Here is a 10,523-nt window from a genome sequence, read left to right as displayed (position 1 = left end):
GCCGCCCATCAAGAAATGGAAACCGAGCTCAAACAAGCCTTGGCACGTTTAGAAGCACTGAAAACGGTTAATCCGAATATCCGTGATGATGAGCTCGACGCACTGCGCGATCAGATCAGCACCTTGTCGCATCACATTCAACACGCACAAATCGACTTAGACGCCCTGCGTTTGATTGTGGTCAGCCACCAGTAATCACCCTTTGAACAAAGGCGGGGCCAGCCGGTCCCGAACCCTATATGGCAATGATTGAGTACCACCCTCCCACGACACCTTGGCTCGATATCTTGTATCAAGATGCCGATCTGGTGGTGATTAATAAACCCAGCGGATTACTGGCCAATCCAGGCCGTGATCCCGCCCATTACGACAGTGCGTGGTCACGGGTCAAAGCCGAATTTCCCGACGCTGAATTGGTCCACCGGCTTGATATGGCTACCTCGGGTGTAATGGCGTTTGCCGCGCACAAAGAGGCCGAGCGACACCTCAAAGCCCAGTTTCGCGAGCGCGTACCCACTAAATTGTATTACGCCGAAGTGTGGGGCCACCCGGAGCACAGTGAGGGTAATGTCGATCTGCCTTTGATTTGCGATTGGCCTAATCGCCCCAGACAGAAGGTCTGTATTGAACACGGGAAACCTTCGCAAACCCATTATCGCTGTTTACATCAAGATGCACAGACGAGCTTAATGGCGTTGTATCCACTCACCGGCCGCTCTCATCAGCTCCGTGTGCATATGCAAGCCCTTGGGCACGGGATTGTCGGTGACGAGTTTTATGCGCTGCCAGAGGCCTTTGAGTATACCTCTCGCCTTCACTTGCATGCTGCAGAGTTGAGTATTTTACACCCCGCAACTAATGTGCCGATGCACTTTCAAGCCCCCTGCGCATTTTACCGGGATATGCCGGATAATCGACTGGCAAGTGAGTATCAACTCGCGTCGTGTCGAGCCACGATGACATCACAGGCTGACCATGAAGGGTTGCAGAAACGCTAGCCATCTCACATTCTAGAGCCATGCATTGAGACACGGAGATCAACATGGCTCATCACTCTCCCATCAAGGTGGTTTTTCTCGACCGAGAGACCATTCCTGATCACATCACACTCCCGACGCTTCGTTATCCTCATCACTGGCAATCGTACCCTGCCACCGCTCCCGATGACGTGATCGAACGCCTGCAACAAGCCGATGTGGCGGTCATCAACAAAGTGGTGATCAATGACACAATATTGGCGGCATTGCCCAAACTAAAATTGATCGCTGTCGCGGCGACCGGCGTCAACAACGTGGATTTAGACGCTTGCCGAGCAAATCGCGTGCAGGTATGCAACGTACAAGGCTATGCCACCCAATCGGTGCCCGAGCATGTAATGGCACTTATTTTTGCCTTGAAACGTCAATTGGTGGGCTATCACACCGATGTGCGTCGAGGCGAGTGGCAAAACGTGGCCAGTTTTGCTTTTTCACTCATCCTATTGGCAGTATCGCAGGCAGCACTCTAGGGATTGTTGGAAGGGGCGCATTAGGGAAAGCGGTCGGGCAATTGGCCCAGGCCGTTGGCATGACGGTGATGTTTGCCGATCACCAAGGGGCGAGCGATTGTCGGCCTGGTTATCAGCCTTTGATCAGGTAATTCAGCAGGCAGATGTGCTGTCGCTACATTGCCCGTTAACCGATAAGACTCAACACCTCATCAACCAAGATGTACTAGCTAAGATGCCAGAGCACGCCTTACTGATAAATACGGGTCGAGGGGGATTAGTGGATGAGCGTGCACTGTTACACGCGTTAAAAAGCGGCCAAATTGGTGGCGCAGGTTTGGATGTACTCAGTCAAGAGCCTGCCCCCGATGCGCATCCGCTAGTCGCCGCCTCCTTGCCCAATCTTATCATTACGCCCCATGTTGCCTGGGGCGCTGACGAAGCGGTTCATAGGCTGACACAACAGCTAATGGAGAATATTGACGGCTTTTTCAGCGGTGCGCCACAACACACCCTGATTGATGATCTTGATTGATTAGCACGACGATTGATTAGCGCGACGATTGATTAATGTCACGAGCCGCTACATATCGCGGGCTTTTTTCACCACGTCGTACGCTTTTTGGATTTCTTGCGCTTTTTCTTTGGCCATTTCCATCATTTCTGGCGGTAAACCTTTCGCCATCAATTTATCGGGGTGATGTTCATTCATCAGTTTCCGATACGCTTTTTTCACATCCTGAGAGGATGCGGAAGGTTCAACACCTAACACGTCGTAGGCATCATCAATTTCACTTTGCTGTGGCGGTGCGCCAGGACCATCAGATTGATGCTGCCATCCGCCTGATAGCCTTGGCTAAAGCGAAACGCGGCTTCTTGCATCCGTAACCGTTGCTCCAGTTGCTGTGGCGAAAAGCCCAGCTTTTCGGCAATCACATACAAAAGTTCACGCTCTTTGGGATGAAGATCGCCATCGGCAAACGCAGCTTGTATCTGCATTTCTAAAAAGATACGCGACAAATCACGTTGCCCCTGGCTTAAAGCACGAATACCACTGAGGGTTTCATCTAGCGGAAAATCGTTCTCTTTTCCTTCGCGAAACGCTTGTTGTGCTGACTGTCTGGCTTCGCCTTGCAGTTGCATGCGATCCATGAGTAAGCTTGCCAACTGGATTTCTTGTTGCGTCACCTGCCCTTTGGCTTTCGCCATATGTCCCATCACCGCAAAGGTGCCATGGAAAAAAACACGTTGCGCTTGCGGGCCTTGCGCCCCAAATCCGCGACCAAACCCACCGAAACGCGCGCGTTGTTTGGCTTTATCAAACTGATGACCTAAAAATAGGCCAAGAAAAAAACCGATTGGGCCTCCCAACAAAATGCCGAGAAAAGCGCCAATTACCTTGCCATATAGTTGCATGCCATGGTCTCATTGCTGGTTTCACACCCTGCACATTTAGAGGTGATGCCGGGCGCAAATTGATTTATGATAATCGCATTTTGCAGCCAAAGCATACTGATGCGTTGCCTTCGTGTACACCACGCAATCAGATAAAACAGGAATGTCTTCTTCAATGTCACCGACTGCTCGTAGCTTTTTAGCCACCATGATCAGCTTGGCGCTCTACGGCCCAGCCCTTGTGTTTGCCAACACAGCCCCAACGACCCAGCCTTGCTCTGACAAGGAGGCGCGGTGTATTCCGGCAAGCGAGCAGACACAAGATGTCAACAGCGCGCCCATTCGCGTAGTGGCGGATCGTGCCGAGGCACAGACCAACGACAAAGCCATCTACAGTGGCAATGTGGAAGTCACGCAAGGCCATCGAAAAATGACCGCTGACACTGCGACGCTGCGCGATGACCTGAACGGATCGTCACCGCACAAGGGGACGTGGTGTTCAATGATGGCCAAATGATGGTGACATCGGACTATTTGCAAGCCAATCTCGAGAGCGAAGATACAACCCTCAACAACGCTCAGTACAAGATGCTATGCACCCCGGGGCGGGGTGAGGCAAAACGGGTGTTTAAAAACGGAACCTCCTTTTATGAGCTCGAAGATGGTACCTATACCACGTGCCCAGATGAAGATAAAAGCTGGCGCTTTTCTGCCTCAAAAATAGAGAAAGAAGACAGCAGTTTATTTGCTGACCTTTATCATCCTAAGTTTGAGGTGATGAATGTGCCCATCTTTTATTTGCCGTATTTGCGTGTCCCGGTGGAAGAAGGACGATTGACGGGCTTTTTATATCCTTCGGTTACTTGGAGTGACCGTGATGGCATCGAGACGGAAACGCCATTTTATTGGAATATCCATCCGCAACTGGATGCCACCTTCACACCCAAATATATGTCAGAGCGAGGCGTGCAGTTAAAGACCAATATGCGCTATCTCACGCCGATAGGAAGCGGTTCGCTGTATTCTGAATACTTGCCTGACGATCAACTCAACCCTGAGCTCGATACACGTTGGGGCTTCAACTGGCAACATAGTGGTGTTCAAGGTCACTGGCGCTACGAGGCCGATTATAGCAAAGTCAGTGATATCGGTTACTTTCAGAGCATTGACTCTAATGTGGGTAAGCGGGAAGACAACACGCTACTGCAAACGGGCGAGATCAGTTACCGTGGTTTAGATTGGAACAGTACGGTTCGTGTTCGCGACTTCCAAGCGCTAACAGAGGGCACCAGTGTGTATCGCTTGATGCCACAAGTGGATCTTAACTACTACGCGCCGCAAGTCACGGATTGGCTCGATGTCAGTGTGCCTGCGCAATTGAGTGTGTTTGCCAACGACCGACCCCACGTAAACCCGAAGCCACACGGACACATTTAGCCCCGACCCTCACCATGCCGTTTACCCGACCTTGGTTTAATGCCACAGCGGAAGCCAGCATGCTGTATACGCACTATGATCAGCGCTTTGATAGCGCGATTCAGGATGCGGAATCCACCGCCACATTGAATAAATCGGTCGATCGCAAAATTCCAACACTGCGCCTTCACTCTGGATTAGTCCTTGAGCGCAATTTTTGGGCAATGGGGGGGCACTTTAGCCAAACGATCGAACCACAGGTCCAATATTTGTATATCAAAGATGTGGATCAAGGCGGTATCTATAACCCGGTTAACTTCAGCGGCGGTGGCTATGATACCGCGCGATTGCAAACCGACTACTACGGCCTATTTCGCAGCAATCAATTCAGTAGCATTGATTACATTAATCCGGCCAACCAGCTCACCTACGGCGCGACGACCCGCTTTTACGACGGCGGGTATAAAGAGCGTCTGAATTTATCGTTTGGGCAAATTTACTATTTTGACCAGCCGTCTAACCAAGATGCAGAAACTTTCGATTATTCGTCTTGGGCATTAGAAGGGGAAGCCAACATTGATGACAACGTGTTTGTACGCGCGTCGATGCAATATGACAGCAACTTGCGCGAAATGCAGTTTGGTAACGCGATTGCTGAGTATCGCCGCGGCCCGTTTTATGCGCAAACCAGTTATCGCTACGTTGCACAAGAGTATATTGTCTCTACCCTGCCGAACCGAGACATCAGCCGACTCACGGATGATGGCTTGTCGCAAGCGGGGATTGTCACCGGGTTCCCACTTGGGGGCGGGCTAAGTTTTAAAGGCCAATACTGGCGCGACCTTACCCAAGATGTGATGTTAGAAAACCAAGTTAGCCTCACCTACCGCTCAGATTGTTGGGTGGTCGGGTTAAGTTACAACGAGTATCTACTGTCGCGCGCTGATATTAACGCCGATCCGGTTTACGATAACAATGTGACCTTGTCATTTAGTTTACTCGGACTGGGGGCTGACAGTGGCTTTAACTTTAACACTGACTCAGGCAACGCGCTGGGTTATCGTGATCCCTTTGCATTAAAGAACTAACACGCCTTATTGTGGTCTGGACTGTTGAACCTATTAAAAGAAGTGGACAAAGCATGAACAAATGGAGTCACGCCCTCATCACTGGCGTTTTAGTGTTGCTGACCCCCTTAACCCAAGCCGCACCCAAAGAGCTGGATCGCGTCATTGCAGTGGTGAATGATGGTGTGGTGCTAAACAGTGAAATGACGGCAATGCGCCAAACAGTCACCCGTAATGCTGCTAGCGGAGATCGTGAGTTACCGCCTCAAGACGTCCTTGAGGAGCAAATGCGCGAACGACTGATTGTCGAAGAGCTGCAGCTGCAGGAAGCCAAACGTCTGGGCATCCAAATTGACGACAGTCAGTTACAACAAGCGATCGAGAATATTGCCAACGAGCAATCGGTCAGTGTGAGTGCCCTGCGCGACAAAATGGCAGCGCAAGGGATCTCATGGGATCAATATCGCGAGCAAGTTCGCCGAGAGCTCACCATTCAGAAGCGCGCAATGCACAGGTACGCCGCCGTATTAGCATTTTGCCGCAAGAAGTTGAGACGTTGGCCAATCAGCTTAACCAACAACAGATGCAAAAAGTGCGCTATAGACTCTCGCATATCCAACTGAAATTGAATGATGAAACGGATAAAGCCGAGCGTGAGGCGGTGAAACAACAAGCGTATCGCTTAGTGGATAAATTACGCCACGAGGCAACGTTGCCGAACTGGCGATGGAATATTCGAAGGGGCCAAAAGCGCTTGATGGCGGCGATTGGGGCTGGTTACGCTTGGAAGAAATGCCAACGATTTTTGCCGACCAAATAACCAACCAAGGAAAAGACGCCATTATCGGGCCATTTCGCAGTGGGGTGGGTTTTCATATTTTGAAAATCGATGATGTGCAAGGTTTGGAAACGGTCGCCGTTACCGAAGTTAAAGCCCGCCATATTTTGATCAAACCCTCGATCGTGCTCAGTGATAAAGGAGCGAAAAAAGAGCTCAACCAACTGATTGCGCAGATTGAGCGCGGCGAACAAACCTTTGCCGACCTCGCGAAACAGTACAGTGACGATCCCGGCTCGGCCGTGAACGGTGGTGACTTAGGCTGGTCGACCACAGACGCTTATGTGCCGGCGTTTAAAGCCAAAGTCGATACCCTGCCAGAAGGCCAGATCAGTGAGCCGTTTAAAACCGTGCATGGCTGGCATGTGGTTGAAGTCACCGATCGTCGCGACGTCGATAAAACCGATGCAGCGGTTAAAAACCGCGCTTACCGTATGCTGTTTAATCGCAAATTTAATGAAGAAGCGCAAGCCTGGCTACAAGAGCTACGCGCTGGCGCCTATGTTGAGGTCATCAATGATGACCGCTAAGCGTATCGCGATCACCCCCGGAGAGCCGGCTGGCATAGGTCCGGACTTGGTCTTAGCGATGGCCCTGCTCTCTTGGCCGCATCAGCTGGTGGCGGTCGCCAATAAGCAAATGCTGGCCGAGCGAGCTCAAGCCCTCAATCTTGCTGTCAGTTTGCGCGATTACGACGCATCAGCACGGCCTCGTCCCCATCAAGCTGGGGAGTTAGTTGTTGCCGATATCTCTATGGGGGTAGCAGTTGTGCCAGGCCAGTTAGATGAAGCCAATGGTCGCTATGTGCTCGACACCCTCACTCGGGCGGCAGAGGGCAATATGACTGGCGAATTTGCGGCGGTGGTGACCGGGCCCGTACATAAAGGGATCATCAATCGCTCAGGTGTATCTTTCAGCGGTCACACCGAGTTTTTCGCCCAACACGCCAACGTGAATCAAGTGGTGATGATGCTGGCCACTGAAGGCTTGCGTGTTGCATTGGTGACGACGCACATCCCACTCGCCTATGTTGCCAAAGCCATTACCCGTGAGCGCTTGCACGACGTGATAGCGATTTTGCATCAGGACTTACAAGAGAAGTTCGCGATTCAGCAGCCGCGAATTTATATCTGTGGCCTCAATCCGCATGCGGGCGAGGACGGCTGCCTGGGTCGAGAAGAAATCGACACCATTGAACCGGCGCTCGATGAGTTACGCCAACAAGGCATGGATCTGGTCGGTCCGCTGCCTGCCGACACGCTTTTTCAGGATAAATACTTGCAAGACGCCGATGCCGTCTTAGCGATGTATCACGACCAGGGCTTACCTGTGTTAAAATTTAAAGGATTCGGACGCTCAGTGAATATCACTTTGGGCCTCCCCTTTATCAGAACATCAGTAGATCATGGTACCGCATTGGATTTAGCGGGTACCGGTACGGCGGATACAGGAAGCCTGCGGACGGCCATCTCCCACGCCATTGAATTAGTAGATAGCAAAGCATGAGCGATAAAGTCCATCAAGGCCACCGTGCCAGAAAACGTTTCGGACAAAACTTCCTAAACGACCCTTATGTCATCGACGAGATTGTATCGGCGATCAATCCTTTATCCGGTGAAAACCTGGTAGAAATTGGCCCAGGTTTAGGCGCATTAACCGAGCCTGTTACCGAACAAATCGATCATCTTAATGTGGTCGAACTCGACCGCGATCTCGCCGCGCGCTTGCGTAGCCATCCTTTTATGGGTCGCAAACTAACGGTTTATGAAGCCGACGCCATGGCGTTTGATTTTGCCGAACTTGCGAAACAAGGGCCACTGCGCATTTTCGGCAACCTACCGTACAATGTTTCAACCCCATTGATGTTCCACCTCTTTTCCTTTGCTGATCACGTGCAAGATATGCACTTTATGCTGCAAAAAGAAGTGGTGAAGCGCTTGGCCGCCGGTCCAGACACCAAAGCCTATGGTCGTCTCACTGTGATGGCACAATACTATTGCCAGGTTATCCCTGTTTTAGAAGTACCACCAAGCGCCTTCAAACCGTCACCAAAAGTGGACTCCGCAGTGGTGCGTTTAGTGCCGCATAAAACCTTACCGCACCCAGTCACCAACCTCTCATGGTTGGAGCGTGTCTGCCGTGAGGGCTTTAATCAACGCCGTAAAACCATCCGTAACTGTTTCAAGTCGCTGGTCGATACAGATACCTTGATCGAACTCGGTATCGACCCCAGTTTACGCCCTGAGAACATGACACTGGCGCAGTTCTCTAGCCTAGCAAACTGGTTAGATGCTAATCATTCATCATAAACAGGAGCCTTGACTTGCAAGCCACTGAACCTGAACAAGCGCAATTCGAGATCCACGTCGCCACTCAGTACGTGGAAGATCAATCTGAACCAGACAATGAACGCTTTGTCTTTTCCTACACGGTAACGATTGAAAATTTGGGAGACGCCCCCGCACAGTTGATGCGAAGAAAGTGGTTGATCACTGATGCTAATGGCAAAGAGCTTGAAATCGAAGGAGAGGGTGTGGTTGGTGAGCAACCTAAGATTGCCGCAGGTGAAAAGTATACCTATACCAGCGGCACCATCATTGAAACCCCTGTTGGGGTAATGCAAGGGTTCTACACCATGCAAGCTCAAGACACGCAGTCTTTTAAGGTCGATATCGCACCTTTCCGTCTCGCGCTGCCCAATATTCTTCACTAACTCGATCAAGGAGGCATATGGCTACCTATCTTGTCGGGGACATCCACGGCTGCGATCAAGCGTTACATGCTTTATTGGCGGAAGTGGACTTCTCGCCAGCCCGAGATACGCTTTACTCGGTTGGTGATTTAGTCGCGCGAGGGCCAGATTCTCTCGCGGTTTTACGCTATTTTTACCAGCTTGGTGAATCCGCGAAGTGGGTGTTAGGTAATCATGACCTCCATTTGCTCGCGGTCGCCAATGGGGTTAAACCCGTCAAAGCAAAAGATAAAACCCAAGCTATCTTGGATGCGCCAGACGCGGACAGGCTTCTAAATTGGTTGGCTCAACAGCCGCTAATGCGCGATGTGCCCGCATCCGATGGCGGCTTTCTGCTGACCCATGCGGGGATCAGTCCGCAATGGGACAAACCGACCGCTGTCGCCTGTGCCCGTGAGGTAGAAGCGATTCTGCGCAGTAACGATCAGCGATGGCTACTTGACAACATGTATGCCGATAGCCCCGATCACTGGGATCCGACATTGACCGGACTCGCGCGTTATCGTTACATCATTAATAGTTTTACGCGCATGCGTTTTTGTTATCCTGATGGACGTTTGGATATGCAGTGCAAACTGCCACCTGGGCAAGCGTCAGACAGTGGCTTAGTCCCGTGGTTCGAGGTGCCTGAGCGCCAACCGCTTGATCAAGCCGTGGTCTTTGGTCACTGGGCGGCATTGAATGGCACGATTCAGCCCAAGCTCTATGGGTTAGACACCGGCTGTGTCTGGGGAGGGAAACTGACGCTCCTGCGCTGGGAAGACAAGGCCTGCTTTACCGTCCCAGCGGAGCAGAAAAAGGGTTAAGCGCGGTCCCAAACCGTAAAGGTCAGAGGTAGGCATTTTTCTCGTCAACAGGATGAGTGCCAACTTCGGTTTTGGACCACCCTTCCCCCCATTCAGGGAAACGGGTATCGCCCTCAACGTCTAAATCAATAAAGGTAAGATACAAACGATCGGCATGCGGTAAAAACGCCTGATAAATGGCACCACCGCCGATCACCATCACTTCTTCATTGTCGGCAACCACTTCAAGCGCTTGCTCAGGCGAACGCACTACCGTCACGCCCTCAGGCGCAAAATCCGCATCACCACTGATCACCACATTGACACGCTTAGGCAGCGGACGCCCAATCGATTCAAAGGTTTTACGTCCCATCACCACAGGATGACCCAGTGTCGTGCGCTTAAACCACGCTAAATCAGCCGGCAAGTGCCAAGGCATCTGATTATTCTTTTCCGATCACTCGGTCGTTTGCCATTGCGGCTACTAAGCTAATTCGCATTGCGCTCGCCTTCTTCGATTAGATCACTGGTCGGCGACGATAAAACAATAGCCCAGGCATCGCAAGACCCATTGCCAGCGCCGAGAGAATAAAGCCAGCGCTGAGTAAATTTTCGATTAAACGGGCCCAAAGCGCGGGGCTATATCCTTGGTTATTGATAGTCACCAGCGCGATCATCGCCTTAAACGCAATACACCCGGGAGTCATGGGAATAATCGCGGCGACCGTAAAGACTTTAGGATGCGCGAGAAAACGTTGAGACCAATACACCCCCAGAAAACCGA

The 10,523-nt window shown here is 51.4% G+C and carries 10 protein-coding genes and 4 pseudogenes; 11 read left to right on the top strand and 3 right to left on the bottom strand.

Features of this window, described 5'->3' with window-relative positions:
* The 3 genes and pseudogenes from DZ54_RS0115270 to DZ54_RS26920 all read left to right on the top strand — a co-directional run.
* Positions 1 to 195, top strand: a 195-nt coding sequence (locus tag DZ54_RS0115270) for a hypothetical protein (RefSeq protein WP_025675000.1), incomplete at its 5' end; no start/stop codon positions are given.
* Positions 196 to 239: 44 nt separating this feature from the next.
* Complete coding sequence (gene rluA / locus DZ54_RS0115265; RefSeq protein ID WP_025674998.1) at positions 240 to 998, top strand: bifunctional tRNA pseudouridine(32) synthase/23S rRNA pseudouridine(746) synthase RluA; 759 nt, start codon at positions 240 to 242, stop codon at positions 996 to 998.
* A 44-nt stretch (positions 999 to 1,042) separates the two neighbouring features.
* A pseudogene (locus DZ54_RS26920) lies at positions 1,043 to 2,021 on the top strand (D-2-hydroxyacid dehydrogenase).
* Positions 2,022 to 2,069: 48 nt separating this feature from the next.
* Here DZ54_RS26920 and djlA read toward each other — a convergent pair.
* Positions 2,070 to 2,902 (bottom strand): annotated as a pseudogene (djlA, locus tag DZ54_RS22365) (co-chaperone DjlA).
* Between the two features lie 154 nt (positions 2,903 to 3,056).
* On the opposite strand from djlA, the gene DZ54_RS27235 reads away from it, so the two are divergent.
* The 8 genes and pseudogenes from DZ54_RS27235 (at position 3,057) to apaH (ending at position 9,760) form a co-directional block, all read left to right on the top strand.
* The gene (locus DZ54_RS27235; RefSeq protein ID WP_338057079.1) at positions 3,057 to 3,398 is read left to right on the top strand and encodes an LptA/OstA family protein; all 342 of its coding nucleotides are present in this window, start codon (positions 3,057 to 3,059) and stop codon (positions 3,396 to 3,398) included.
* A complete protein-coding gene (gene lptD, locus DZ54_RS27230; RefSeq protein WP_338057078.1) occupies positions 3,395 to 4,318 on the top strand; it encodes an LPS assembly protein LptD in 924 nt (307 codons plus the stop codon). The genes DZ54_RS27235 and lptD (DZ54_RS27230) overlap by 4 nt, the downstream gene beginning before the upstream one ends.
* A gap of 14 nt (positions 4,319 to 4,332) precedes the next feature.
* Positions 4,333 to 5,385 carry an LPS assembly protein LptD gene (gene lptD / locus DZ54_RS27225; protein ID WP_338057077.1) on the top strand — a complete coding sequence of 351 codons (1,053 nt, stop codon included), beginning with the start codon at positions 4,333 to 4,335 and terminating at the stop codon, positions 5,383 to 5,385.
* A 53-nt stretch (positions 5,386 to 5,438) separates the two neighbouring features.
* A pseudogene (surA, locus tag DZ54_RS22355) lies at positions 5,439 to 6,732 on the top strand (peptidylprolyl isomerase SurA).
* The gene (gene pdxA / locus DZ54_RS0115240) at positions 6,719 to 7,708 is read left to right on the top strand and encodes a 4-hydroxythreonine-4-phosphate dehydrogenase PdxA (protein WP_025674997.1); all 990 of its coding nucleotides are present in this window, start codon (positions 6,719 to 6,721) and stop codon (positions 7,706 to 7,708) included. Before surA ends, pdxA begins: the two are co-directional and overlap by 14 nt.
* Positions 7,705 to 8,511 carry a 16S rRNA (adenine(1518)-N(6)/adenine(1519)-N(6))-dimethyltransferase RsmA gene (gene rsmA, locus DZ54_RS0115235; protein ID WP_025674996.1) on the top strand — a complete coding sequence of 269 codons (807 nt, stop codon included), beginning with the start codon at positions 7,705 to 7,707 and terminating at the stop codon, positions 8,509 to 8,511. The genes pdxA and rsmA overlap by 4 nt, the downstream gene beginning before the upstream one ends.
* Before the next feature lie 14 nt (positions 8,512 to 8,525).
* Complete coding sequence (apaG, locus tag DZ54_RS0115230; RefSeq protein WP_025674994.1) at positions 8,526 to 8,915, top strand: Co2+/Mg2+ efflux protein ApaG; 390 nt, start codon at positions 8,526 to 8,528, stop codon at positions 8,913 to 8,915.
* 17 nt (positions 8,916 to 8,932) lie between these two features.
* Complete coding sequence (gene apaH, locus DZ54_RS0115225) at positions 8,933 to 9,760, top strand: bis(5'-nucleosyl)-tetraphosphatase (symmetrical) ApaH (RefSeq protein WP_025674993.1); 828 nt, start codon at positions 8,933 to 8,935, stop codon at positions 9,758 to 9,760.
* On the opposite strand, the pseudogene folA reads toward apaH, so the two are convergent.
* Together folA and DZ54_RS0115215 are read right to left on the bottom strand one after the other, a co-directional pair.
* Positions 9,757 to 10,239 (bottom strand): annotated as a pseudogene (gene folA / locus DZ54_RS22350) (type 3 dihydrofolate reductase). The gene apaH and the pseudogene folA sit on opposite strands and share 4 nt — an antisense overlap.
* Positions 10,240 to 10,257: 18 nt before the next feature.
* The coding region (locus tag DZ54_RS0115215) for a threonine/serine exporter family protein (protein ID WP_025674992.1) at positions 10,258 to 10,523 on the bottom strand (266 nt) is incomplete at its 5' end.

Source organism: Salinivibrio socompensis S35, from assembly GCF_000513715.1.
Lineage (GTDB): Bacteria > Pseudomonadota > Gammaproteobacteria > Enterobacterales > Vibrionaceae > Salinivibrio > Salinivibrio socompensis.
Note: the sequence above shows the minus strand (reverse complement) of the source record. Positions and strands in the feature narration are given on the sequence as shown.

Excerpts from the sequence above, each read along its gene's own strand:
- pdxA (WP_025674997.1), top strand. The coding sequence starts at position 6,719 with ATGATGACCGCTAAGCGTATCGCGATCACCCCCGGAGAGCCGGCTGGC.
- rluA (WP_025674998.1), top strand. The coding sequence starts at position 240 with ATGGCAATGATTGAGTACCACCCTCCCACGACACCTTGGCTCGATATC.
- apaH (WP_025674993.1), top strand. The coding sequence starts at position 8,933 with ATGGCTACCTATCTTGTCGGGGACATCCACGGCTGCGATCAAGCGTTA.
- DZ54_RS27235 (WP_338057079.1), top strand. The coding sequence starts at position 3,057 with ATGTCACCGACTGCTCGTAGCTTTTTAGCCACCATGATCAGCTTGGCG.
- lptD (WP_338057077.1), top strand. The coding sequence starts at position 4,333 with ATGCCGTTTACCCGACCTTGGTTTAATGCCACAGCGGAAGCCAGCATG.
- rsmA (WP_025674996.1), top strand. The coding sequence starts at position 7,705 with ATGAGCGATAAAGTCCATCAAGGCCACCGTGCCAGAAAACGTTTCGGA.
- lptD (WP_338057078.1), top strand. The coding sequence starts at position 3,395 with ATGATGGTGACATCGGACTATTTGCAAGCCAATCTCGAGAGCGAAGAT.